Here is a 24,725-nt window from a genome sequence, read left to right as displayed (position 1 = left end):
AAGCGGCTCGAAGCGGCGAAGCGGCTCGATCAGGCTCCATCAGCACACCTCAAAGCGCATTGCGCAGACCTTCCCTAGGTGAAATGGTGGTTGAAAATCCAATGCCGGCGGATGAAGCCGCAGGCCCTGAAAGGCTGTATTTCCAGTTTCTGGAAAATGGCGAATGGAAAATACAGTCCTGCACCCACTGCAGGCGCGCCGTCTTCTATCCCAGGGTGGCTTGCCCGCACTGCGGAGAGGATGCGCTGGAATGGCTTGCGCCCCAGGGCGCGGGCACCGTCTATTCGTCCAGCACGATTTACCGCTCGCCGGAGCAAGGCGGCAGCTACAACGTCAGCCTGATCGATATCGATGAAGGCGTGCGGCTCATGGGCTGCGTCCAGGGCTGCCTGCCCTCGGAGGTGAAGATCGGCCAGCGGGTGCGGGCGCGCATCGAAAAGCGGGAGGGCGGCGCCCGCCTGGTTTTCGACCGGATGGAGGCCATGCCATGCGCTTGAACGATTTGCGCGGGCGGGTGGCCATCGCCGGAGTGGGGCAAGCGGGCCTCGGGGAGGCACAAGGCTTCACCGAACAGGAGATCCTGAGCCGGGCGGCGCTGAATGCGGTCAAGGATGCCGGGCTGTCGCTGAAGGACATCGACGGCATCACGACCTGCAGCTCGCTGTCCACGATGTGGGTGATGCCTGTCATCGAATACCTGGGCATCCGGCCCACCTTCATCGACAGCACGATGATCGGCGGCTCCAGCTACGTGGCCCACCTGCTGCCGGCCATCCATGCGCTGGAGTCGGGGCAATGCAATGCGGTGCTGGTCTGCTATGGCAGCACGCAGCGTACGGCAGCCTTCAATCGCGCAGAGCTGACCCGGGTGCGCAAGGTCATGGACCCGTAGCCGTTCGAAACACCCTACGACGCACCCATGCCCGTGGCGGCCTATGCGCTGGCGGCGCAGCGCCACATGCACCAGTACGGCACCACGCGCAAGCAGCTGGCAGAGGTGGCGGTGGCGGCGCGCAAGTGGGCGCAGCGCAATCCGGAGGCGGTGCTGCGCGGCGACCTCGGCATCGACGACGTGATCCATGCGCGTCCCGTGGCGGAGCCGTTCACCGTGCGCGACTGCTGCATGGTGAGCGACGGCGCAGGCGCCTACGTGCTGACGCGGGCGGACCGGGCCAGGGACCTCGCGAAGAAGCCGGTCTATGTGCTGGGCAATGCCACGGCCTGCTGGAACCGGCAGGTGTCCTCGATGGAGGACCTGACGGTCACGGCCGCCAGCGAATCGGGCCGCCGTTGCTTCGAGATGGCCGGCTATGGGGCGAAGGATGCCGATCTCGCGATGCTGTACGACGCCTTCACGATCAACACCATCCTCTTTCTCGAAGACCTGGGCTTCTGCGCCAAGGGGGAGGGTGGCGCGTTCGTGGACGACGGTGCCATCGCCCCGGGCGGGCGGCTGGCCGTCAATACCAATGGCGGAGGCCTGTCGTGCGTGCATCCCGGCATGTACGGCGTGTTCCTGATGATCGAGGCCGTGCGGCAGTTGCGCGGCGAATGCGGGCAGCGGCAACTGAACGATCCGCATCTGGCGGTGGTGCATGGCAATGGCGGGACGCTGTCCAGCCAGTCCACGGCGTTGCTGGGCACAGAACAGACCCTCTGAACCGGGTTCACCAAGAAAAGGAGACACGGATGACAACGTCGTGGAGCATGTCCACGGGCATCGCCATGGCTGCGATGACCTGCACGGCCGCCATGGCCTGCACGGCCGCCATGGCCCAGCCGGCCGCCATGCCGGCCTGCCCGGGAGCGTCGATGCGCATGGTGGTGCCGGCGGCACCTGGCGGCACGACGGATCTCGTGGGGCGCCTCGTCGCTAACCACCTCGCCCGCCGCGCCGGCAAGTCCGTGGTGGTGGAGAACAAGGCCGGTGGCGGCGGGACGATCGGTGCATCGGGCGTGGCGCATGCGCGGCCCGATGGCTGCACGGTGCTGATGGGCAACGTGGGCTCGAACGCCATCAACTATGCGCTGAACAAGAAGCTCAACTATGGGCCCCAGTACTTCGCACCGGTCACGCAGGTGTTTGCCGTGCCCAATGTGCTGGTGGTGAATCCCGGCGTCGCGGCCCAGGACGTGAAGTCGCTGATCCGCCTGGCCAGGGAAAAACCGGGCACGCTGGCGCTCGCCAACTCCGGCGTCGGCCAGTCCACGCACATGACGGCCGAGCTGTTCCGCATGGAAACCGGCATCGACGTGATCACCGTGCCCTACAAGGGCAACGCGCCCGCCGTTGCCGACCTGCTGGCAGGGCAGGTGCAGATGATGTTCGACAACGCCGCGGTCTCGCTGCCCCACATACAGGCGGGCAAGCTGCGGGCCCTGGCTGTCACCAGCGCGAAGCGCGTGGAGGGCCTGCCCGGCGTACCCACCATGGCGGAAGCCGGCATGGAAGGCTTCGATGTGGTGGCGTGGTTCGGCCTGTTCTATCCCGCCCGCACGCCAGCGGCGCACGTGGCTTGGCTGCAGTCGGAGGTTGCGGAAATCCTCAAGCAGGCCGACGTCCGCAGGCAGATCGCGGAATGGAGCGGCGAGCCCGGCGGGGAGCCGGCCGCAGCATTCCAGCGCTATGTGGATCAGGAGGTGCGCCAGTGGCAGAAGGTGGTGGACACCGCGGGCATCACCCTGCCATGACGCTTTGCACGGGACTGGACTCTTCGGTGGAGAAAACATGCTGAACAAGGTGATGCCCTCGCTACCGGCCGCGGTGGCAGGCATTGGGGATGGGGCGACGCTGCTCATCGGCGGGTTCGGGCCCTCCGGCGTGCCCACGGATCTGCTGCGTGCGCTGCTGGACACGGGCGCGCGCGAGCTCACCATCGTGAACAACAACGCGGGCAATGGCGAGGCCGGGCTCAGCGAGCTGATCCGTGCGGGACGGGTGCGCAAGATGATCTGTTCCTTCGCACGCTCGTCCAATCCCCGTAAGCCCAACGCGGAGGCTTTCGGCGAGTGGTACAGGGCAGGAAAGATCGCGCTGGAAGTCGTCCCCCAGGGAACCCTGGCCGAGCGCCTGCGCGCCGCGGGCGCAGGCGTGGGGCCGTTCTATACACCTACCGCCTACGGCACGCGGCTCGCGGAGGGCAAGGAAGCGCGTGAGTTCGGCGGCCGGGGTTACGTGCTCGAACATCCGCTGCATGGCGACGTGGCATTCGTTTGCGCCCATCGCGCCGATGCGCACGGCAACCTGGTGTACCGCTACGCGAGCCGCAATTTCGGCCCGGTGATGTGCATGGCTGTCCGGCTTGCCGTGGCGCAGGTGGACGAGGTGGTGCTGCTGGGCAGCCTGCCGCCGGAGCACGTGATGACGCCGGGCATCTTCGTTCAACGTGTCGTGGAGGTCCGCTGTGATCGAGCATAGGTTGTCGCGCGAACGCATGGCGCAGCTCGTGGCCGCGGACATCGATCCGAACGCCTACGTGAACCTGGGTATCGGCATGCCCACGCTGGTAGCCGACTGCCTCGATCCATCGCGCGGCATCGTGCTGCACAGCGAGAACGGCATCCTGGGCATGCGCGGGCTGGAGGCGGACGAGGCGCCCGATCCCGACCTGATGAACGCCACCAAGGACCCCGTGATGCTCACGCCCGGCGCATCCATCACCGACCACGTGGTGTCGTTCTCCATGATGCGCGGCGGCCACTTGGATCTGACGATCCTGGGGGCGTTCCAGGTGTCCGGCCGGGGCGATCTCGCGAACTGGGACACGGGCCAGGCCGACTCGATCCCCGCAGTGGGCGGCGCCATGGATCTGGCGGCGGGCGCACGCAAGGTCTTCGTGATGATGCAGCACCAGGACAAGGACGGCGCGCCCAAGATCGTCCCGGAGTGCACCTATCCGCTGACCGGCGCGCGCGTCGTGGACCGCATCTACACAGACCTCGCCGTGGTGGATGTCCAGCCTGAGGGCCTGTGGGTCCGAGGGATGGTGCGGGGACTGACCTTCGAGCAACTGCAGCAACGCACGGGCGTGCCGCTGCGGCGCGCAGGCGACTGCGCCGTGCTGGAGCCATGAGCAGGCGCGCACGCAAACCCAACACACAACGATCAGGAGCAGGAATGAACTGGAGTGGGGAACTCGCGGAACTCGACAGGCGCAGGCAATTCGCTCAGGCCATGGGAGGGCCGGAGAAAGTGGAGCGCCAGCACCGCAACGGCAAGCTCACGGTGCGCGAGCGGGTGGAACAACTGGTGGACACAGGCTCGTTCACCGAGGTGGGAGGCCTTGCCGGGACCGGCCAGTACGACGACAACGGGGTGCTGCAGCACGTGTCCCCCTCCAACGTGGTGTTGGGCCGGGCGCAGATGGACAAGCGGCCCGTGGTGGTCATCGGCGACGACTTCACCGTGCGCGGCGGTGCCAACGATGGCGCCGTGGGCGACAAGATGGCCTTCGCCGAGCAGATGGCCTATGACCTGCGCCTGCCCATGGTGCGGCTGGTGGATGGCACGGGCGGCGGAGGCTCGGTCAAGAACATCGAGAAGATGGGGCATGCGCTGCTGCCCAAGATGAAGATCTGGCCCTACGTGGCGCGCAACCTGAGCCGTGTTCCCGTGGTGTCGCTCGCGCTGGGTTCGGTCGCAGGACAGGGCGCCGCGCGCGTCGCGGGCAGCCATTACTCGGTGATGGTGAAGGACACGTCGCAACTCTTCATCGCAGGCCCGCCGGTGGTCGCGAAGATCGGGCAGGATCTTTCCAAGAACGAGCTGGGCGGCAGCCAGATCCATGCGCGCAACGGCGTGGTGGATGACGAGGTGGCCTCGGAGGCAGAGGCGTTCGCAGCGGCGCGGCGCTTCCTGAGCTACCTGCCGTCGTCGGTCTACGAAGTGGCCGGGCGCTGCGACGGAACCGCCGAGGTGGCGGACCAGGCCTGGCTGCGCGACGCCATCCCGAAGGATCCGCGCAAGGTCTACAAGATCAAGCCCATCGTCGAAACGCTGTTCGACCAGGGCAGCGTGTTCGAGATCGGGCGCCACTGGGGCAAGGCCATCATCGGCGGCCTGGCGCGCGTGGACGGCTGGCCCGTGGTGTTCGCGGCCAGCAATCCCTACTTCTATGGCGGGGGATGGGGCCGGCAGACGGCGGAGAAATTCGTGCGCCTCGTGGACCTGGCGGAGCATTTCCACCTGCCCGTCGTGAACATGGTCGATATCGCGGGTTTCCAGATCGGCCTGGAGGCCGAGAAGGACGGCGTGATGCGTGCGGGGGTGCGTGCACTGACAGCGGTGGCGCAGGCGACGGTGCCGTGGTTCTCGCTCATCATGCGGCGCGCGTTCGGCGTCGCGGCGGGGGGGCACCAGAACTCCAGCCGCTTCAACTTCCGCTATGCCTGGCCCTCTGCGCAGTGGGGTTCGCTGCCGATCGAGGGCGGCCTGGAGGTGGCCTACCGCGCGGAGATCGAGGCTGCGCCGGACCCGCAGGCCAAGCGCGCGGAGATCGAGGCGCGCGTGCGCAGCCTCACCTCGCCCTTCCGCAGCGCCGAGGCGTTCGTGATCGAGGACATCATCGACCCCGCGCAGACGCGCCAGCGGCTGGAAGAGTTCGCACGGCTGTCCGCGCCGCTGCGCACGCCGGGCGAGACGCGTGTCGGCTACCGGCCATGAGGGAGGCGCCAGCACCATGAACAAGGTTCTGATCGCCAACCGGGGCGCCGCCGCCAGCCGGATCATCCGGGCCGTGGAGGCGCTGGGCCTGAAGCCCGTGGTCGTGTACTCCGAGGCGGATGCCCAACTGCCCTACGTGCAACAGGCCCGGGAAGCCTATTGCATCGGCCCCGCGCCGGCGCGGGAAAGCTACCTGAACCAGGAGGCTCTGCTGGAATGCATGCGCAGGTCGGGGGCGGATGCGCTGCATCCGGGCTATGGGTTCCTTTCCGAGAACGCCGCTTTCGCCAGGCGCGTGGAAGAGGCGGGCCATTGCTTCATCGGCCCATCGCCCCGCTGGATCGAGCTGCTGGGCCACAAGGCGGCCGCACGCAGCTTCATGCGGGAGCACGGGCTGGCTCTGGGCGATAGCTCGCCGGTGCTGCCCATGGACGACATGGCCGCCGTGCATGCCGCAGCGCAACGGCTGGGCTACCCCGTGCTCATCAAGCCCGCCGGCGGCGGTGGGGGCATCGGCATGGTGCCTGTGCATGCAGCCGATGCGCTGGAGGCGGGCTGGCAGCGCGCTGGCCAGCTGGCCGGCAAGGCCTTTGCCGATCCATCCCTCTACCTGGAGCGGTTCGTGCAGTCGCCGCGCCACATCGAGTTCCAGTTCATCGCGGACCGGCATGGCCATGTCATGTCGCTCTTCGAGCGCGACTGCTCGACGCAGCGGCGCTACCAGAAGGTCATCGAGGAAGCGCCGGCGCCGAGCATCGAGCGCGCGGCGGTCGAGGACATGTGCGCCCGGCTCGAACGCCTCCTCGGCAATGCCGGCTACGACGTGATCGGCACGGTGGAGATGCTCTACACCCCCGACACCGGCTTTTCCTTCCTGGAGGTCAACACCCGCCTGCAGGTCGAGCATGCCGTGACCGAGGCCGTGACCGGGGTCGATCTGGTGCAGGCGCAGATCCGGCTGGCCGGGGACGAGCCGCTCTCCTCGGTCGTTGCGGCCAGGCCGCCGCTGCAAGGGCATGCGATCGAGGCCCGCATCTATGCGGAAGACCCCGTGCGGTTCCTGCCGTCCCCCGGCGTGCTGCATGAATTCAGCCTGCCCGCGCGGATGCCGGGCATCCGCGTGGAGACGGGCTATGCGCAGGGCAACAGCGTCGGCAGCCACTACGACCCGATGGTCGCCAAACTCGTCGCACACGGCGCAGACAGAAACGAAGCCATCGCGCGCCTGCGGGCGGCCCTCGATGGCACGCGCATCCAGGGGATCAAGACCAACATCCCCATGGTGTCCCAGGTGCTCTCGAGCCCGGCTTTCAGGCGCGGGAGCATGACGGTGGACGGTTTATCCGCGGCGCTGCAGGAACGGCAGGCAGCGCCATCGACGATGGCAGGCAAGGAACAGGAGACGGTATGAAAACGGTTTGCGCAACGGTGTCCGGGAAGGTCGTGCAGTGCTCGGTACGGGAGGGCGATGAGGTCGGGCCCGGCGACGAGGTGCTAAAGATCGAGTCCATGAAGATGGAAATCCCGGTCGAGAGCGAGGCGAGCGGGCGTGTCGTACGGCTTCTGGTGCAGGAGGGCGACGACGTCCAGGAAGGCCAGGTTCTGGTGGAGCTGGGCTGAGGCAGGCGACCCCTGGTTTTTGAAAGCATTTCCATAACGAAGGAGACATGACATGAAAGCCAATCAACAGTGCAGCGGGAAACCGATCCCTTCGCGCCGCCGGGCCATCGCGGGCCTGGCAGCGTTCGGGCTCGGCATAGGAGGCATGCTGCCTTCGGCCATGGCCGAGAGCGCCAACGACTTCCCGAGCAAGCCCATCACCATCGTGGTGCCGTTCTCCGCGGGCGGAACCACCGACATCCTCGCCCGCCTGATCGGCCAGAAGCTCACGGAGCGCTGGAAGGTGGCGGTGGTGGTGGACAACAAGCTGGGCGCCGGCGGCAATATCGGCACGGCCCAGGTGGCGCGCAGCGCACCGGATGGCTATACGCTGGTGATGGGCACGATCGGCACGCATGCCATCAACCCAAGCCTGTACGCCACCATGCCCTATGACGCGCTGAAGGATTTCGCGCCCATCACGCGTACGGCCATGGTGCCCAATGCGCTGGTGGTGAACGCCAGCGCGCCGTTCAATTCCGTCAAGGAGTTGATCGCGTACGGAAAGGCGAACCCGGGCAAGCTGACGTTCGGCTCGTCGGGGCAGGGTAGCACGCTGCAGATGTCCGGTGAGCTGTTCAAGATGATGACGCAGGTGGATATGGTGCACGTGCCCTACAAGGGCAGCGCGCCTGCGGTGGCCGACCTGATGGGCAATCAGATCTCGATGATCTTCGACAACATGCCTTCCGCGCTGCCCCACGTGAAGGCCGGAAAATTCAAGGCGCTGGCAGTCACGTCGGGCACGCGGGTGCCCCAGCTCGCGGATGTGCCGACCATGGTGGAGGCGGGGGTGCCGGACTACGAGGTGATGTCCTGGTTCGGGCTCTGGGCGCCGGCCAGGACGCCGGCGCCGATCGTGGAGAAGCTGAACCGCGCCATCGTGGAGATCCTGCGGACTCCGGAAGTCCAGCAGAAGATCTCGGAGCAGGGCGCGGTGCCGTCGGCGGACACGCCGGCTGAGTTCGACAGCTTCATCCGTGCTGAGACGGAGAAGTGGAACAAAGTGGTCAAGGCCGCGAAGCTCTCGGCCCTGTGACGGTGGCTCCGGCCTGTTGTGATTGGATGGAGGAATATGGCAATGGAACGCATGCTGGAAGGCAAGGTGGTCGTGGTGACGGGCGCGGGCGGAGGCATCGGCCGCGAGATCGCGCTGCAGATGGCGGATGTGGGCGCGCGGGTGGTGGTCAACGACATCGGCGTCACGCTCCAGGGCGAGGCGCTGGAGCGGGCGGGGCAGGCGCTTTCGCCTGCCGAGGCCGTGGCGAGGGAGATCCGAGAACGGGGGGGCGAGGCAGTTGCGAGCCTGGACTCCGTGGCCACGTCGAAGGGCGCCAACGCCATCATCGAAAGCGCGGTGGACCATTTCGGCAGGATCGACGGCGTCGTCAACAACGCGGGGAACCTGCGCGACCGCTCGTTCCACAAGATGAGCGAAGACGAATGGCGTGCCGTCATCGCCGTGCATCTGGATGGTTCCTTCTTCGTGAGCCGGGCTGCGGCAACCCATTTCCGCGAGCAGGAGTCCGGGGCCTTCGTCCACATGACGTCGACCTCCGGACTGATCGGCAACTACGGGCAGGCGAACTACGGCGCGGCCAAGCTCGGCATCGTGGCGCTCTCGAAGATGATCGCGCTGGACATGGCGCGGTACAACGTGCGCTCCAACTGCATCGCGCCGTCGGCCTGGAGCCGCATGACGAGCTCCATCCCCACGGACACCCCGCAGCAGCGCGACCGCGTGGAAAAGCTCAAGAAGATGGAGGCCGGCAAGATCGCGCCCATGGCCGTCTACCTGCTCTCCGACGCCGCCAGCGAGGTGACGGCGCAGATCTTCGCGGTGTGGGCCAACGAGATCATGCTGATGAGCCAGCCGCGTCCCTTGCGCTCGGTGCACCACGGCGACGGCTGGACGCCCGAGCTGATTGCGCAGATCGCCATTCCCGCGATGAAGAAGCACTTCTATCCCCTGGAGCGTTCGCCGGACGTGCTGAGCTGGGACCCGATCTGAAGTGGAGCGCCCATGCATCTGAGCTATGAAGAACTGCTGAGGCATGACATCCCCGAGGTGCGCCACGCCTATTCACAGCGCGACGCCATCGTCTATGCGCTCTCGGTCGGCCTGGGCCAGGACCCGCTGGATGCGCTGGATCTCCGGTACGTGGATGAGCAGTACGGTCCTTGCATCCTGCCGACCATGGCGGTCGTCCTGGGCTATCCAGGGTTCTGGCTCAAGGCGCCGGGGATCGGTGCGGACGTCACCCGGCTATTGCACGGGGAGCAGTCGGTGACGCTGTTGGCACCCTTGCCGCCCAGCGGCGAGGTTGTCGGCAAGACGCGCGTGCTGGAAGCCGTGGACAAAGGCGACAAGGGCCTGCTGCTCTATACCGAGAAGGAGCTGCGCGAGGCCGTATCCGGCCGCCTGCTGGCGCGCACCGCGGCCACCCACGTCTTGCGCGGGGACGGGGGCATGGCTGGCGCGCCCACGCAGGCGCGCGCAGCGCCTTCCTTTCCGGAAGGTGCGCCGCGCTGGCGGGAGACCGTGCATACACGCCCGGAACAGGCTTTGCTGTACAGGCAGAACGGCGACCGCAATCCCCTGCACAGCGACCCGGGCGTGGCCAAGGCCGCAGGATTCGACAGGCCCATATTGCATGGGCTGTGCACCTTCGCCGCAGTCAACCATGCCGTCTCGCGCAGGCTCGGCAAGGTGGGCGAGGACGCATTCGAGAGCGTGTCCATGCGCTTCGCCGCTCCCGTATTTCCTGGCGAGACGCTGGCCATCGACGTTTGGGAGGACGGCGCGTTCAGGGCGAGCGCGGTCGGGCGGGACATCGTCGTGGCGCAGGGCCGCCAGACGCATCGGTGAACGGAGAAAACGCTTCATCGGCGCGGCTTCTCGCCTTGCCGCACCGTGCCGGGTGAGGGAGGGATGATCCAGCCTGCATGCCGCGCCATCATCTGCTGCGTGATGGCCCGCACCTCCTCCATCGCCGCCAGCGCCACCGACGTGGGGTTGCCCATGCGGCGGGTCACGATGCCGACAGAGCGCAGCGGCCCGTCCACGATCTCGCACATCTGCATGCCGCGCATGCCGCGCATGCCGAGGATGGGCACTACGCCCAGGTAGGGCAGCACTGCCACACCCACGTCTTTCTTCACCAAGCCGGCTACGGTAGTGGCCTGATCGACTTGCATCTTGGGCCGGTATTCGATGCCGCGCTGCAGATACGCCGCACTCATGTAGCGCATGGCAGTGCTGGCGTCGGTGAGCGTGATGAGGGGCAGGGCCAGCAATTCCTCGAGGTGCATGCGTGGGCGCACCTGCTTGCGCCACCTGCCGCTGGCCAGCAGCACGAAACGGTCGCGGAGCAATTCTTCGTAGACCAGGTCCGGGTGCGAGGGAGCGACGGATGCCAGTGCAAAGTCGGCCTGGTGGTCGAGCAGGCGCTGGATACAGGCGCTGTTGGCGCAGTCGTATACGGTGACCTGCGGTGCGCGGAACCGCCGCTCCATGGCGGCACAGACATCGGGAAGTACCACATACGCCAGCGACGGCCAGCAGGCGATGGATAACTGCAGCGCCTCGCGCTCCGCCGAGGACTGCATGCGCTGCAGGCCGGTTTCGAACTCGCCCACGATGGAGCGCGCGAGCGTTGCCATGCGGGCGCCGCCGGGGGTGAGCCGCACGCTGCGGGTGGTGCGTTCGAACAGGGGCAGGCCCAGTGTGGTTTCGAGGTCCTGGATTGCCTTGCTCAACGCGGGTTGGGTCATGAACAGCCGCTCCGCCGTCTTGCTGAAGTTCAGCGATTCCGACAAAGCCAGGAACATGCGCAACTGCCTGGGGGAGACATTCATTCCTTCACCTGATAAATCGATAGATACAAAGAATTTCAAAAATATATCGTCTCTGCCTACGATTGGCATCCCTAGAGCAAAGGAGCGAACTCCGTGGCCCGTATTCCCTATGCCGACTGCACCAGCGCCGCCGTGCGCCCGTTGGCCGACCGTATCGCCGCCGAGCGCGGCAGCATCCTGCACCTCTACCAGATGCTGCTGCACAGCGCGCCGGTAGCCGAGGGCTGGCTGGGCTATCTGACAGCCATTCGTCAGAAGTCCAGCCTGCCGGGCGATGTGCGTGAGCTGGTCATCATGCGCGTGGCATTGCTCAACCATGCACCTTACGAGGCGGATCAGCATGCTCCCATTGCGCTGCGCGAGGGTGTGTCGCAGGGCAAGCTGGATGCGCTAACGCAATGGGAGGAATGTCCGCTGTTCGACGCGCGCGAGCGCGCCGTGCTGGCCTACACCGACGCGATGACGCGACAGGTGCAGGTGAGCGACGAGGTCTTCGCCGCCGTGGCCGCGCATTTCGAGCCGCCGCGCCTGGTGGAGCTGACGGCCACGGTGGCCGCCTACAACATGGTCTCGCGCTTCCTGGAGGCGTTGCAGATCCATTCTCACGACGCCCGCTGACGCTTCCGACTTCTACAAAGGAGACATTGCATGCTCAAAAAAGCCCTTGCCATCGCCGCGCTCGCGCTGCCTTTGGCCGCCGCAGCCCAGGACGCCTGGCCTTCGAAAGCGATCACGTTCGTGGTGCCCTATCCGCCGGGCGGGCCTACCGATTTGATGGCACGGCTGATCGCCAAACCGCTCTCCGACAGGCTCAAGGTGCCTGTGGTCGTGGAAAACAAGGCGGGTGCCAGCGGCAACATCGGTACGGGGCAGGTGGTGCGAGCCAAGCCCGACGGCTACACCATTTTGCTGGCTGCGAGCGGCAACCTGTCGGCCAACCAGTTCCTCTACAACAAGCTGGGTTTCGATCCGGTCAAGGACTTGGCGCCGGTCATGCAGATCTCCAAGTTCCCGCTGGTGCTGGAGGTGTCGGAGAAAAGCCCGATCACCAGCTTCAAGGATTATGTGGAATACGCGCGCAAGCCCGAGAACCGTGTGACCTTCGGCTCGGCCAGCAACGGCTCGCCGCAGCACCTGGGCGGCGAATTGTTCAAGGCCATGGCGAAGATCGATATTTCCCACGTGCCTTACAAAGGCGCCGGCCCGGCTATCGTGGACCTGATGGGAGGGCAAATCACGAGCATGTTCGACATCCTGGGCAGCTCCATGCAGCACATCAAGTCCGGCAAGCTGCGGCCCCTGGCTGTCACTACCAAGGCACGCTCTGCCATGCTGCCGCAGGTGCCGTCCATCAGCGAACTGGGCTATCCGGATTTCGAGTACTACGCTTGGCACGGCATTTCCACCACGGCAGGAACACCCAAGCCTGTAATCGAGCGCCTGAACACGGAGTTGCGCGGCATCTTCGGAGACGAGGCCTTTAAGGCCAAGTGGCTGGAAATCGGCTCGGAAGTCGTCGCAGGGACGCCCGAGCAGTTCGACGCAGTCATCAAGAGCGAGGCGCGCAAGATGCAGGCGCTGATCCGCACCCTGAACATCCAGCTGGATTGACCCCTACACTTGGCGGCTCACCCCTTCAGGAGAGACGCCATGCTGCGAGATGACCTCAGGAAAGACTTCGACGCCCTCGTGCCCAGCGCAGGTGCCAGCCGCCGCGCCGCCCTGCAACTGATGCTGGGCGCGGGCTACGCGGCGGCGGCCGCGCCCGTGATGGCACAGACCGCCATCAAGACCCCGTCCGACGGCCTCACCGTGGGCGAAATCGACTACACGGTAGGCGGCTTCAAGGTGCCGGCTTATCGCGCCGCGCCGGCGGGCAAGACGGGGTTGCCCGTGGTGCTGGTCATCCAGGAAATCTTCGGCGTGCATGAATACATCGCCGACGTGTGCCGCCGCTTCGCGCGCGCGGGCTACTTGGCGATCGCGCCTGAGCTGTATGCGCGCCAGGGCGATCCGGGTGCCTATGGCGAGATGGCCAAGCTCATGGCGGAGGTGGTCTCCAAGGTGCCCGATGCCCAGGTGCTCGCCGACCTGGACGGTGCCGTGCAATGGGCCGGTGCCAATGGCGGCGACCTGAAGAAGGTGGGCATCACCGGCTTCTGCTGGGGTGGGCGCATCACCTGGCTGTACGCCGCCCACGGCCCCGTGAAAGCGGGCGTGGCGTGGTACGGGCGCCTGGTGGGGCAGACCAGCGGCCTCACGCCCAAGCATCCCTTGGACATCGCGCCCATCCTCAAGGCGCCGGTGCTCGGCCTCTATGGCGAGAAAGACACCGGCATCCCTCTTGACACGGTGGATAAGATGAAGGGGGCCCTGGCACAGGGCTCGGCCGCCGCCAAGGCGTCCGAATTCGTGGTCTATCCCGACGCGCCGCACGCCTTTCATGCCGACTACCGCCCGAGCTTCCGCAAGGAGCCCGCCGAAGACGGCTGGAAACGCGCGCTGGCCTGGTTCAAGCAACACGGCGTGGCCTGAGCCACGGCGCAGCCACCAAGCCCTTCGGGGCTTTTTTTGCGTGTGCGGAGTGGACCGAAATTTCGAGGAAAATCCACGCTCAACCCAATAGGGGCAAGCGCTAAAAGCTATGACATTGGTAGCAATCATCCTGGCCACACTGGCCGCAGGCATCGGCAGTGTGTGGGTCGCCGCGGCGTTGCTGCGCGCAGGGCTGGGCGGGCGCTGGCGCGTGGGGCCGCAGCATCTGCTGAGCCTGGCGGCGGGTGCGCTGCTGGCCACGGCCTTCATGCACCTGCTGCCCGAGGCCTTCGAAAGCCAGGCCAGCGCGCACGACCTGTTTGCCACATTGCTTGTAGGGGTGGTGTTCTTCTTCCTGCTCGACAAGGCGGAGCTGTGGCACCACGGTCATGAACATGGGCATGGGCATGAAGCTCCGCATGCGCAGGGCGAAGCGCACGGCCACGACCATGGCGCGCATGCGTCGCACCACCATCACCACCACGGCCCGCGTGCGGGCGGATGGGCCGTGCTCACGGGTGACAGCGTGCACTGCTTTGGGGATGGCGTGCTGATCGCATCGGCCTTCGTGGCAGATCTGCGGCTAGGGTTGGTCGCGGCGATTTCGGTGCTGGCGCACGAGGTGCCGCACCATATGGGCGACCTGCTGGTGCTGCGCCAGACCAGCGCCAGCCGCCGCATGGCGCTGGTCAAGGTGTCGTTGGCCGGGGCGGTGACCGCTCTCGGGGGGCTGGCGGGTTTCTTCCTCGTGGAGCGGTTGCACGACTGGCTGCCATACTTCCTGGCCGTGGCTTCCAGCAGCTTCGTCTACGTGGCGCTGGCCGACCTGATCCCGCAACTGCAGCGGCGCCTGTCGGCACGCGAGACGGTGGTGCAGGTGGTGTTCCTGCTGCTGGGCATGGTGATGGTCACGGTGGTGAGTGGCCTGGCGCACGGCCAGGCCCATGGTCACTGAGCACGGCCGCATGGCGAAAATCAATATCCTGCATCTCCAGACGCTGTGCCAGATTGCACAGCTCGGCAGTTTCCAGGCCACCGCAGACCATATGTACACCACCCAGCCCACGGTGTCCGCGCGCATGCGGGAGCTGGAGGCCAGGCTGGGTTTTCCGGTGTTCCACAAGCGCGGCCGCAGGATGGATCTGACGACGCAGGGGCGGGAACTGGTTCAGCAGATCAAGCCCCTGCTGGCAGCCATCGACGATGTGATCCACACGCTCGACGATGCCTCCCATGCCTCGGGGCTCATACGCCTGGGCATTGCCGGGCTGATCGGCCAGACCTGGTTTTCCCAGTTCGTCACCGCTGCGCGGGCGGCCATGCCGCAGTTGAACTTCGACGTGGAGGTCGGGCAGACCTCCCTGAGCGTCAACAAGCTGGAGACAGGCCATCTGGATCTGGTGTTCATGGCCACGCCTTCCCTGACCTCCGACCGTTTCCATGTGGAGCCCATCGGCTCCGTGGACGTGTTGCTGGTCGGCTCGCCCGCCCTCGTCGGGCGTGACGGCGCGCACTCCGCCGTCGACTGGCTGGAGGCGATGCGCTCGCAGCCGGTGTGGTCGCTGTCCAAGGAGTCGCCCATGCATCCGATCCTGGTGAAGCTCATCAAGGAGAACAACCTGCGCATCAAGATCGACGTCTGTGGCGACGTGCTGACCTTGAAGCAACTGCTGCGCTGCGGCACGGGAATCGGCCTGATGACCTATCCCATGATGGAATCGGAGCTGAAGAGCGGTGAACTTGTTGCGCTGAAGGGCGCGCCGGCTTTTCCCCGCATTCCCTTCAATGCCGCATGGGGCATGGACCAAAGCCAGACCGTGATCCGCAAGCTGGTGGCGTTGGCCAAGACCATCTCTACCTTCCAGTGAGCGCTATTCCGGCTTCACACCCGCTTCGCTCAAGAGCTTCTGCCAGCGCGCCACCTCCTCGGCCAGCAGCTTTTCCGCGCCCGGCGTGCTGCGCTGCGCGGCGCTGGGAACCGCGAGGCCCATTTGCTTGTACCGCTCCAGCAGATCCGGTTGGGCCAGTGTTTTGTTGATGGCTGCGTTGAGCGTGTCGACCATCGCCGGGGAAACGCCTTTCTTGACCAGCACCATGTTCCAGATGGTGTAGTTCAGATGCTTGTAGGAGGTCTCGCTGGCCGAGGGGACATCCGGCAGGACGCTTACGCGCTGCGGGCTCAGCACCACCAGCCCCTTGATCTTGCCCGATGCGATCGAACTGACGGCGGTGCTGCTGCTCTCCACCGTGTAGTCGATCTGCCCGGCCATGACATCGGACGTCGCCTGCGCCGCGCCGCGATAGTGCACGGGCGTGATGTTGATGCCCAGGCCCGCGTTGAGCAGCATTCCCCCCAGAAAAGCGCCCGAGCCGACGCCGGCATCGCCGAAGTTCATTTTTGCGCCATGGGTCTTGGCGTAGGCGGCGAATTCATCCAGGTTCGATGCCGGGAAATCGGCGCGCACGGAGAGCACCTGTGGCGCATCGGCCACCGAAGCGATCGGGGTGAAGTCCTTGAGAATGTCGTATGGCAGGTTTTTATAGACGGAGGCATTCGCGGCCAGTGTTCCGACGTTGCCCAGCAGGATGGTGTAGCCGTCGGCTGCGGCCCTGGCCACGCGCGCCTGGCCTATCGACCCTCCGGCGCCGGGGACGTTCTCCACGACCACGGACTGCTTCAGCTCCTGGGCCAGCCCTTTGGCCAGCGTTCTTGCCAGAACGTCCGTCGCGCCCCCTGCGGTATACGGCACGATCAGGCTGATGGGCCGCTCGGGATAGGCGCCGGCCTGAGCGCCCAGGCTCAACGCCAGGCCCAAAGGGCCGAGCACGAGGCGCACGGTTTTCGAGGTACGGGAAGTCTTCTTCGCATGCATGGTGTGTCTCCAATCAATCAAACAACGGTCGAACTCATTTTTCGAACGGCAAGCCCAGGCCATTGCGCTCCCGAGGGGCGCATGTATGCTGGTGGAATTCGGCGGCGTCCGTGGTGGAACGCCGGTCAATCTCAGGCGGGGTCGCTCAGCGAGAAACTCACGACCTTCTCGTCGGTCATGTCGCGGATCGCATATTTCGGCCCTTCGAAGCCATAGCCGCTGTCCTTGACGCCGCCATAAGGCATGCCGTCGTTGCGCGAGCTGGAGGTTTCGTTCACATGCAGGCCGCCGACGCGCAGGTTGCGTGCCATGTAGAAGGCGGTGTTCACGTCATTGGTGAACACGCCCGTGGCCAGGCCATAGGGCGTGGCGTTGATGCTCTCGATGACCTCGGCAACCGTCTGGAACGGCATCAGGGTCACGACGGGGGCGAAGATTTCCTGGTCCACCACCTTCATGCCCGGCCGCACGTCGGACAGGATCGTCGGCTCCAGCACGGACTTGTCGCGCCTGCCGCCCGCGACCAGCCGTGCGCCCAGGGAAATTGCTTCCTGAACCCAGGACTCGGCGCGCATCGCCTCCTTCTCGGCAATCATCGGCCCCACATCGGTGTCGGCCAGCCGCGGGTCGCCGCTCTTGAGCACGCGCGTGGCCTGTTCCAGCCTGGCCGCGACTTCCTCGGCCCGGGATTGCGCCACATACAGGCGCTGGATCGACGTGCACACCTGGCCCGCCTTGCGGAACGTGGCGCGCAGGATGCGCGGCAAGGCCATGTCGAGATCGGCATCCGCGCAGATCACCGTGCAGGCGATGCTGCCCAGTTCGAGCTGCGTGCGACGGCGGCCAGCCTTTTGCTGGATGATGCGGCCGACCCGCGTGCTGCCGGTGAAGGTGTAGAAGTCGATGCCTTGCTCGTCCAGCAGCCATTCCCCCGCTTCCGCTCCTTCCCCATGGACCAGGGACAGAAGCTCGCCGGGCCAGCCGGCTTCCAGCAATACGTCGCAGATCAGGCTCGCGGTCAATGGCGTGTACCCCGAGGGCTTCAGGATGACGGCGTTGCCCGCGGCAATGGCCGGCGCGATCTTGTGCAGCAGCGCGTTGAACGGCGCATTGAAGGGCGTGATGGCGCACACGACGCCCACCGGCGTGCGCAGCGTGAAGGCAATGCGGTCCTTCTGGCCGGGGTTGCCGTCCATGGGAATCATCTCGCCGCAGATGCGCTTGGCCTCCTCGGCCGAAATTTCCAGCGTATCCAGGCCGCGGTCGATCTCGCCGGACGACTCCACCGCGGTGAATCCTGCCTCCAGCATCATGATGTCCACGAACTGCTGCTTGCGCGCCTGGATGATGTCCGCCGCCTTGCGCAGGATGCGCGAGCGCTTGTAGCCGTCCGGCACCTGCTTCAAATGGCGGCGCGCCACGGCCACGGCCTGCTGGATATGCTCGCGGGAGGTCTGGTCCACGTGGGCTATCGCCTCGCCGGAATAGCGGTTGCGCACGGCAAAGGTGGTGCCGCTGCTCACGCGCTGGCCCGCGATCAGGCTCAGCGTCGAAACGGATTCGAGAACTTGGGGGATGGATGCTGTCATTGCGTTATCTCCAGTCATGGATGCCTTACTTCGCCAAAATCAGGTCGGCGGCCTTTTCGCCGACCATCAGGCTGGCGGCCAGCGTGTTGGCGGACGGAACCTGGGGCATGACGGAGGCATCCGCGATGCGCAGGCTTTCACAGCCATGGACCCGCAGCGACGGGTCGACCACGGCCATGCGGTCTTCGGGCGGGCCCATCTTGCAGGTGCCCACCATGTGGTAGCCGGTGGTGCCCTTCTGCCTGGCGTAGTCCAGCCATTCGTCGTCGGTGGCGATGTCCTTGCCCGGCTGCAGCTCTTTCGCCAGATAAGGCGCCATCGCCGAAGAGCCCATCAACTGCCGCGCGAGCTTCAGCGCTTCGACCAGCGTGCGCTGGTCCAGCTCATGGCTGAGAAAATTCGGTTGCAGCAGCGGCGCCTGCAGCGGGTCCTTCGACTGGATATGCACATGGCCGCTGCTCTCGGGCCGCTGCTGCCGGGCGCCCGTGCTCATGCCCGGCATGTCGTCGAGCACGTAGTTGCTGCCTTCCTTGTAGCTGGCCGGCGTGAACAGGATCTGGATGTCGCCGCGCACAGGGCTGAACCTGGTTCGCCAGAAGACATGCACCAGCGAAGGGCTCAACGCCAGGATGCTGGGCCGGCCCGCGAACCACCTGAGCACCTCCCTGCCCAGGCGCCACCCTCGGGACAATTCATTGAGCGTCGTGGCGTTCTGCGCCCGCGCGATGCTGCGCACCGTGTAGTGGTCGCGGAAATTCGCGCCTACGCCGGGCAGGTGCTGCTTGACGGCGATGCCGTGGCCCCTCAGCAGTTCGGAATCTCCCAGGCCGGAGAGCTCCAGGATCTTGGGCGAATGAAGAGCACCCGCGCTGAGGATCACCTCCTTGTTGGCATGGAGCGTATGGGTCACGCCGTGCCTGATGTACCTCACCCCGATGGCGCGCTTGCCCTCGAACAGGACTTCCGACACCACGGACTCGGTCTTGAGCAGTACCCGTCCTGTCTGCATCGCGGGCCGAAGGAAGGCGTCAGAACAATTGACGCGCCGGTTCCTGTGGATGTAGCGCTGGAAATAACCCGCGCCCAGTTGGTCCTTGCTGTTGTAGTCGGGGTTGTAGGGAATGCCGAATTCCTCGCACCCCTTGATGAAGGCATCGCATAGCGGCGAAGTCCAGTCGGGATTCGTGATGGGCAATTCCCCGTCCGTGCCGCGGAACGCGGGATCGCAAGGCCCCAGCCGGCGTTCCGACCGCTTGAAGTAGGGCAGCACATCGGCATAGCCCCAGCCGGCGTTGCCCATTCTTTCCCAGTCGTCGAAGTCCTCGGGCTGCCCGCGCGAATACACCAGGCCGTTGACCGAGCTGGAGCCGCCCACCACCCGTCCCTGCGGCATGGCAATTCTTCGGTTGTTCGTCGCGGCCGCCGGCTCGGTCTGGTAGTTCCAGGTGATTTTTCCGCCGTACAGGGTCTTGACGAAACCGACCGGGACGCGAATGAAAAAGTCCTTGTCCTCGCAGCCTGCCTCGATGACGCAGATGCTGTGATGGCTTCGCTCGCTCAGCCTCTTGGCGATGACGGACCCCGCCGGCCCCGAGCCGACGATGATGTAGTCCACGTACTCGTGCATTGTTTCTCCAGCGCCATGGCGGCGTGTTTCTTCTGTCGTGCAGGCAGGCGCTGCCCAGCCAACTGCCGCCCGGGCGGGCCGGGCGCAGAAGCGAGAGGGCGGGGAGCCCGCCTGCGGATGGCGGGCGCCTAAGTGCGGAACCGGAACCTGAACGCTGAACCGTGCGAGACGACGTGGCCCGCTGTGGGCCCGGCGAAATGGCCTGTCAGCAGGATCTTTGCGTTGTCGGCGCAGCTCTCGAGCAGGTTCAGGCGTGTCTGCAGTGCCGCTGCGCCGTTGAAGTCAGCCGCATTCGAGAGATGGGGGCGCGCGCACTGGATGGGGTGGTGGATCACATCCCCCGACATGATCGCGTGCTCGTGGCCATGGCAGACATGCACGAGCAGGTTGCCGGGCGTGTGGCCGGGCGCGCTTTCCAGGCGCACGTCCGTTCCCAGCTCCTTTGCCACCTGGTCCCCGGCATCGACGAACACGGCGCGGCCCGCTTCGACCACCGGCAGCACGCTGTCGGCAAAGGAGCCGCGGTTGATGGGCGCCGCTGGATTCTCGCCATGCAGGCGGTGGTAGTGCTCGAACTCCTGCCGGCCCATCAGATAGCGCGCGCGGGGGAACGTCGGCACCCAGCGGCCATTGTCGAGCCGGGTATTCCAGCCGACGTGGTCCGCATGCAGGTGCGTGCACAGGACCAGGTCGATGTCCTCGGGGCGCAGGCCCAGGCGCGCAAGGTTTTCCAGGTAGTTCGTGTTCAACCGGTGCCACTCGGGCATCGAGGGACGCTCCTTGTGGTTGCCGTTGCAGGTGTCCACCAGGATGTTGCGGGTGGGCGTGCGGATGACGAAGGAATGGAAGCTCAGCTTGAGCTTGCGGCTGACCTTGTCGATACAGCAGGGGTCCATCCAGTCGATCTCGGCGTCGATGTCCGTGGATTGGATGTTGGGCAGGAGCCAGTCGGCCGCCAGGTCCATGCTGGCGATCTCGACGACCTTCTCGATGCGGGCCTTGCCTATGTCGATGGGCTGCATGCGCTACTCCAGATTGAGCTTCGCACCGGCGATCACCTGCCCCCAGCGCGTCTTCTCGTCCGCAATGAAGCGGGCCAGCTGCGCGCTGTCGGCCTGGAACGGCACCATGGATTGCGCCTTCAGCGAATCGAGCACCTTGGCATCGGACAGGGCCGTCTTGATGAAACCGCTCACGGCTTCGATGGTGGCCGGCGGAGTCTGCGGCGGGGCCGACACGGCGAACCAATTGCCCAGATCGACGGAAGGGCCGCCTTGCTCCTTGAGCGTGGGCAGGTCGCTCCACAGCTCGCTGCGCTGCGCCGCCGCGTAGCCCACCGCGCCGACATTGCCCGACCGGTGCGCCATGGCCAGCGGCATGGGCGCCAGGAACAGGTCCACCTCGCCTTTCAGCAGCGCCTGCATGGCGTGCCCGCCTCCTGGATAGGGCACATGCACCATGGCGGGCATCTTCATCTCCTGCTCCAGCAGCAGGGCCCCCAGATGGGCGCTGCAGCCCACGCCCCACGAGGAATAGGTGAGGCTGCGGGTCTTGGCAACGGCCGCCAGCTGGGCCAGGTCGCGCACCTGCAGCCCGGGCCGGACCATCAGCACCGTGCCGATGCGGGCGATGGACGCCACGGGAATCGCGGCCTCGATTTTCTGCTTGCGGCTCGGATACAGGTACGTGTTGAGAACGCTGGTGTCGAGATTGGTGATCTGGTAGGTCAAGCCGTCGGGCTTGGAGGCGAAGATGACGTCGGCGGTGATGTTGCCCGCCGCTCCCGCGCGGTTCTCGACCACCCAGGGCTGGGTGGAAACCGTCTGCAGGGCCTGCGCGACGATGCGTCCCGCGACATCCGCCCCCCCGCCCGGCGCATAAGGAATGATGAGCTTCACGGGCCTGTCAGGCGTCCAGGTGGCTTTCGCGAGGGCCGCGGGCACATGTGCTGCTGCGGGGATTGCGCAGAGCAATCCGAGCAGGCGGCGGCGTGAATAGGAACCTTGTTTCGGTTCGGTGCGGTGGTGCATGAACATGTCTCCGTTTGTGATTTATGCGGTCGTTGCTGGACCGCTGTGACCTGAAGCGAGCTGCGATTTCACTCGGGGCGGAGATTAAGTCCGTAAAAACATTCAAACAATCAATATTTTTTTATACAAAAACATAGATATTTAGAATGATTCAGTCATTTGCCGGCAAATGCTGGACTTCCGCGCATTCCAGCTCACGACCGTGCTCTTCAGGCCCTGCGCCGCCGTTGGACGCAAGGGGCTAGAGGATTGGGATAAAAATGACCAATGGCGCTTGTCCAGCAAGCGGGGGCCGCTATCGAATCTGATGCTTAACCGGCAATCGCTTCGCGCACCGCCGCCACCTGCCGGCGCGACACGGGCAGCAGCTCGGCCAGCCCATGCAGGCGCACCGCCCAGCCTTCGCCCTCGTCGGGGTCCACGTGCCGCTCCAGCGCGCGCATGGCGCGGCGGGAGACCAGGGTGTTGCGGTGCACGCGCAGGAAATGCGCGGCGTGGCGCGCTTCCAGCTCGGTCAGTGCGCCGTCGATGACGTAGCTGCGCAGGGCGGTGCGCACCGTGAGGTATTTCTGCTCGGCGCGCAGGTACAGCACGTCGGCCAGGGGCACGCGCTCGGTGCGGCCCTGGGTCTGGATGACCAGCGCCTCGCCGTCGGGCGGCGGCGCGGAGGCGGGGCGCGGTGGTGCGTCGGCCGGGCCGCCCGTGCGGCGCGCCTTGGCCAGGGCCTGCTGCAGGCGTTGCAGGCGCACGGGCTTGGTGAGGTAGTCCACCGCATCGAGCTCGAAGGCGGTCAGGGCATGGTCCGCGTGCGCTGTGACGAAGACGATGGCGGGCGGCTGCGGCAGCTGCTGCAGGTGGTGCGCCAGCGACAGGCCGTCCTGGCCGGGCATGTGGATGTCGAGCAGCACCACGTCCACGGCGCGGCCGCCGGGGGCGTGCAGCTGGGCCAGGGCGTCGGCGGCGTGTGCGGCCTCGCAGACGCTGTGGTGCTCGCCGCCGCATTGCGCGCAGTCGGCCAGCAGCGTGCGCAGGCGGCTGCGGGCCAGGGGTTCGTCGTCCACGATCAGGATGTGCATGTCAGCTCGGGGGCAGGGAAATGCGGACCTGGTAGAGGCCCTTGTGCGGGCCGGCCTGGAAGTCGCAGTCCACGTCGTGCAGCAGGCGCAGGCGATCGCGCACATTGGCCTGGGCGATGCCGTGGCCGCGCGGCGCACCCGGCGGCGCGTCGTGCGGCTGGGGCGCGGGCACGGTGTTGGTGATGGTCAGCGCCACGCGGCCGGCCTGCAGTTCGGTGGCGATGCGCAGCTTGGCCACGCCGTGGGCGCTGGGCTCCACGCCGTGCTTGACGGCGTTCTCCACCAGCGGCTGCAGCAGCAGCGGCGGCAGGCGCGCGTCGCCCGCGCGCGGGTCCAGCACCCATTGCACGCGCATGCGCTCGCCGAAGCGCACCTGCTCGATGTCCAGGTAGCGGCGCGCCAGTGCGATTTCCTCGTGCAGCGTGGTCCATTCGCCCTGTTCCACCAGGGCGTGGCGGAACAGGTCGCTCAGGTCTTCCAGCAGCGCCTCGGCCTTGGCGGGCTCCTCGCGCACCAGGGCGATGGCGCTGTTGAGCGTGTTGAACAGGAAGTGCGGGCGGATGCGCGCCTGCAGTTCGGCCAGGCGCGCCGTGGTGGCGGCCGGGGTGCGCCCGCGCGCGCGCAGCACCAGCGCGGCCACCAGCAGGGCCGAGAGCAGCGCGCCGGTGGCGGCGCTGGCGAGCCACGGCGGCTGCTCGCCCGCCGCGCCGGCCAGGGTCAGCATGCCGCAGGCGTACAGGCCCGCCAGCGTGCCGAGCAGCACGCCCGCCGCGTACTGCATCGGCTCGCGCAGGCGCTGCAGCAGGCGCTTGAGGCTGCAGGCGGTGACCAGCCAGGCCAGCGTGGCGGGCAGGGCGCCGCCGGTGAGCAAAGACACGCGCGCCAGCCATTCGCCGGCCGTGGCCGCGCCGAACAGCGCGCCGACGGCCAGCACGCCTTCCACGAACAGCACCGCACGCAGCACTACGCCCACGTGGCAGGCGTCGAATACCAGTGCGCGCGCGGCCGGTGCCGGGGCATCGGAAGGCAGCAGGGGGCGGGTCGATAAAATTTGCGTTTCTTGCATCGCGGCATCCGCGTAACCTCCGAATTATTGCCCCCATGTCCTCTTCTTCCCCCTCGCAGCCTTCCCAGGACCAGCTCGCCACCAAGGCCCAGGCCTGGTCGGCCCTGTTTTCCGAGCCCATGAGCGATCTGGTCAAGCGCTACACGTCGAGCGTGTTCTTCGACAAGCGCCTGTGGCAGGCCGACATCGCGGGCAGCCTGGCCCACGCCGAGATGCTGGCCGCGCAGGCCATCATCGGCGCGCAGGACCTGGCGGACATCCAGCGCGGCATGGCGCAGATCACGCAGGAGATCGAGCGCGGCGATTTCGACTGGAAGCTCGACCTGGAGGACGTGCACCTGAACATCGAGGCGCGCCTGACGCAGCTGGTGGGCGACGCCGGCAAGCGCCTGCACACCGGCCGCAGCCGCAACGACCAGGTGGCCACCGACGTGCGCCTGTGGCTGCGCGGCGAAATCGACCTGATCGACGGCCTGCTGTCCGAGCTGCAGCTGGCGCTGGTCGAGGTGGCCGAGAAGAACGTGGAGGTGATCCTGCCTGGCTTCACCCACCTGCAGGTGGCGCAGCCCGTGAGCTTCGCCCACCACCTGCTGGCCTACGTGGAGATGTTCGCACGCGACCAGGAGCGCATGCGCGACGCGCGAAAGCGCGTGAACGTGCTGCCCCTGGGCAGCGCCGCGCTGGCCGGCACCACCTACCCGCTGGACCGCGAGCGCGTGGCCCGCACGCTGGGCATGGACGGCGTGTGCC

24 protein-coding genes and 1 pseudogene are annotated in these 24,725 nt (G+C 66.5%); 17 read left to right on the top strand and 8 right to left on the bottom strand.

Annotated features, from left to right (window positions below):
- The 11 genes and pseudogenes from AVS7_RS10990 to AVS7_RS10940 form a co-directional block, all read left to right on the top strand.
- The coding region (locus AVS7_RS10990; RefSeq protein ID WP_369799099.1) for a Zn-ribbon domain-containing OB-fold protein at window positions 1-497 on the top strand (497 nt) is incomplete at its 5' end.
- Window positions 488-1,660 (top strand): annotated as a pseudogene (locus tag AVS7_RS10985) (thiolase). The gene AVS7_RS10990 and the pseudogene AVS7_RS10985, both read left to right, overlap by 10 nt.
- A gap of 29 nt (window positions 1,661-1,689) precedes the next feature.
- Window positions 1,690-2,691: a tripartite tricarboxylate transporter substrate binding protein gene (locus AVS7_RS10980; RefSeq protein ID WP_234450001.1), complete on the top strand. Its 1,002-nt coding sequence runs from the start codon at window positions 1,690-1,692 to the stop codon at window positions 2,689-2,691.
- Window positions 2,692-2,728: 37 nt separating this feature from the next.
- Window positions 2,729-3,418 (top strand): 3-oxoacid CoA-transferase subunit A, encoded by a 690-nt coding sequence (locus tag AVS7_RS10975; RefSeq protein WP_020230553.1) that lies wholly within the window; start codon window positions 2,729-2,731, stop codon window positions 3,416-3,418.
- Window positions 3,419-3,434: 16 nt separating this feature from the next.
- Window positions 3,435-4,073, top strand: a complete 639-nt coding sequence (locus AVS7_RS10970; protein WP_049696896.1) for a 3-oxoacid CoA-transferase subunit B — start codon at window positions 3,435-3,437, stop codon at window positions 4,071-4,073.
- 44 nt (window positions 4,074-4,117) lie between these two features.
- On the top strand, window positions 4,118-5,662 hold the full coding sequence (locus AVS7_RS10965) for an acyl-CoA carboxylase subunit beta (protein WP_034691638.1): 1,545 nt from the start codon (window positions 4,118-4,120) through the stop codon (window positions 5,660-5,662).
- 16 nt (window positions 5,663-5,678) lie between these two features.
- A complete protein-coding gene (locus AVS7_RS10960) occupies window positions 5,679-7,073 on the top strand; it encodes an acetyl/propionyl/methylcrotonyl-CoA carboxylase subunit alpha (RefSeq protein WP_020230550.1) in 1,395 nt (464 codons plus the stop codon).
- On the top strand, window positions 7,070-7,282 hold the full coding sequence (locus tag AVS7_RS10955) for an acetyl-CoA carboxylase biotin carboxyl carrier protein subunit (protein WP_020230549.1): 213 nt from the start codon (window positions 7,070-7,072) through the stop codon (window positions 7,280-7,282). Before AVS7_RS10960 ends, AVS7_RS10955 begins: the two co-directional genes overlap by 4 nt.
- 52 nt (window positions 7,283-7,334) lie before the next feature.
- Window positions 7,335-8,360 carry a tripartite tricarboxylate transporter substrate binding protein gene (locus tag AVS7_RS10950; RefSeq protein ID WP_024001336.1) on the top strand — a complete coding sequence of 342 codons (1,026 nt, stop codon included), beginning with the start codon at window positions 7,335-7,337 and terminating at the stop codon, window positions 8,358-8,360.
- Window positions 8,361-8,402: 42 nt separating this feature from the next.
- Window positions 8,403-9,332, top strand: a complete 930-nt coding sequence (locus AVS7_RS10945; RefSeq protein WP_020230547.1) for an SDR family NAD(P)-dependent oxidoreductase — start codon at window positions 8,403-8,405, stop codon at window positions 9,330-9,332.
- Window positions 9,333-9,344: 12 nt separating this feature from the next.
- Complete coding sequence (locus AVS7_RS10940) at window positions 9,345-10,190, top strand: MaoC/PaaZ C-terminal domain-containing protein (RefSeq protein WP_020230546.1); 846 nt, start codon at window positions 9,345-9,347, stop codon at window positions 10,188-10,190.
- A gap of 14 nt (window positions 10,191-10,204) precedes the next feature.
- Here AVS7_RS10940 and AVS7_RS10935 read toward each other — a convergent pair whose 3' ends face one another.
- Complete coding sequence (locus AVS7_RS10935; protein ID WP_049696893.1) at window positions 10,205-11,179, bottom strand: LysR family transcriptional regulator; 975 nt, start codon at window positions 11,177-11,179, stop codon at window positions 10,205-10,207.
- A gap of 93 nt (window positions 11,180-11,272) precedes the next feature.
- Between AVS7_RS10935 and AVS7_RS10930 the strand changes: the two genes are divergently transcribed.
- The 5 genes from AVS7_RS10930 to AVS7_RS10910 all read left to right on the top strand — a co-directional run bounded on the left by AVS7_RS10930 (window position 11,273) and on the right by AVS7_RS10910 (window position 15,582).
- Entirely contained in the window at window positions 11,273-11,797 is a 525-nt protein-coding gene (locus AVS7_RS10930; RefSeq protein WP_020230544.1) for a carboxymuconolactone decarboxylase family protein, read from the top strand.
- A 30-nt stretch (window positions 11,798-11,827) separates the two neighbouring features.
- Window positions 11,828-12,790, top strand: coding sequence for a tripartite tricarboxylate transporter substrate binding protein (locus tag AVS7_RS10925; RefSeq protein WP_020230543.1), 963 nt, complete (start codon window positions 11,828-11,830; stop codon window positions 12,788-12,790).
- Window positions 12,791-12,829: 39 nt separating this feature from the next.
- Window positions 12,830-13,714, top strand: coding sequence for a dienelactone hydrolase family protein (locus tag AVS7_RS10920; RefSeq protein ID WP_020230542.1), 885 nt, complete (start codon window positions 12,830-12,832; stop codon window positions 13,712-13,714).
- A gap of 109 nt (window positions 13,715-13,823) precedes the next feature.
- The gene (locus AVS7_RS10915; protein WP_020230541.1) at window positions 13,824-14,669 is read left to right on the top strand and encodes a ZIP family metal transporter; all 846 of its coding nucleotides are present in this window, start codon (window positions 13,824-13,826) and stop codon (window positions 14,667-14,669) included.
- Window positions 14,659-15,582 carry a LysR family transcriptional regulator gene (locus tag AVS7_RS10910; protein WP_024001334.1) on the top strand — a complete coding sequence of 308 codons (924 nt, stop codon included), beginning with the start codon at window positions 14,659-14,661 and terminating at the stop codon, window positions 15,580-15,582. Before AVS7_RS10915 ends, AVS7_RS10910 begins: the two co-directional genes overlap by 11 nt.
- Window positions 15,583-15,585: 3 nt before the next feature.
- Here AVS7_RS10910 and AVS7_RS10905 read toward each other — a convergent pair whose 3' ends face one another.
- From AVS7_RS10905 to AVS7_RS10875, 7 genes are all read right to left on the bottom strand, one after another.
- Window positions 15,586-16,587: a tripartite tricarboxylate transporter substrate binding protein gene (locus AVS7_RS10905; RefSeq protein ID WP_020230539.1), complete on the bottom strand. Its 1,002-nt coding sequence runs from the start codon at window positions 16,585-16,587 to the stop codon at window positions 15,586-15,588.
- Window positions 16,588-16,718: 131 nt separating this feature from the next.
- On the bottom strand, window positions 16,719-18,176 hold the full coding sequence (locus AVS7_RS10900) for an aldehyde dehydrogenase family protein (protein ID WP_020230538.1): 1,458 nt from the start codon (window positions 18,174-18,176) through the stop codon (window positions 16,719-16,721).
- A gap of 25 nt (window positions 18,177-18,201) precedes the next feature.
- Window positions 18,202-19,791 carry a GMC family oxidoreductase gene (locus AVS7_RS10895; RefSeq protein ID WP_234450000.1) on the bottom strand — a complete coding sequence of 530 codons (1,590 nt, stop codon included), beginning with the start codon at window positions 19,789-19,791 and terminating at the stop codon, window positions 18,202-18,204.
- 140 nt (window positions 19,792-19,931) lie between these two features.
- Window positions 19,932-20,825 carry an MBL fold metallo-hydrolase gene (locus AVS7_RS10890; RefSeq protein ID WP_020230536.1) on the bottom strand — a complete coding sequence of 298 codons (894 nt, stop codon included), beginning with the start codon at window positions 20,823-20,825 and terminating at the stop codon, window positions 19,932-19,934.
- Window positions 20,826-20,828: 3 nt separating this feature from the next.
- Window positions 20,829-21,701 carry a tripartite tricarboxylate transporter substrate binding protein gene (locus AVS7_RS10885; protein ID WP_020230535.1) on the bottom strand — a complete coding sequence of 291 codons (873 nt, stop codon included), beginning with the start codon at window positions 21,699-21,701 and terminating at the stop codon, window positions 20,829-20,831.
- 443 nt (window positions 21,702-22,144) lie between these two features.
- Window positions 22,145-22,909 carry a LytTR family DNA-binding domain-containing protein gene (locus tag AVS7_RS10880; RefSeq protein ID WP_020230534.1) on the bottom strand — a complete coding sequence of 255 codons (765 nt, stop codon included), beginning with the start codon at window positions 22,907-22,909 and terminating at the stop codon, window positions 22,145-22,147.
- Between the two features lies 1 nt (window position 22,910).
- Complete coding sequence (locus tag AVS7_RS10875; RefSeq protein ID WP_020230533.1) at window positions 22,911-23,975, bottom strand: sensor histidine kinase; 1,065 nt, start codon at window positions 23,973-23,975, stop codon at window positions 22,911-22,913.
- Window positions 23,976-24,010: 35 nt separating this feature from the next.
- Here AVS7_RS10875 and AVS7_RS10870 point away from each other — a divergent pair.
- Window positions 24,011-24,725 (top strand): lyase family protein (locus AVS7_RS10870; RefSeq protein WP_020230532.1); only part of this gene is annotated, 715 nt, incomplete at its 3' end.

This window comes from Acidovorax sp. MR-S7, from assembly GCF_000400995.2.
In the GTDB taxonomy this organism is placed as follows: Bacteria; Pseudomonadota; Gammaproteobacteria; order Burkholderiales; family Burkholderiaceae_C; genus MR-S7.
This window is presented reverse-complemented; position numbering and strand designations above follow the sequence as displayed.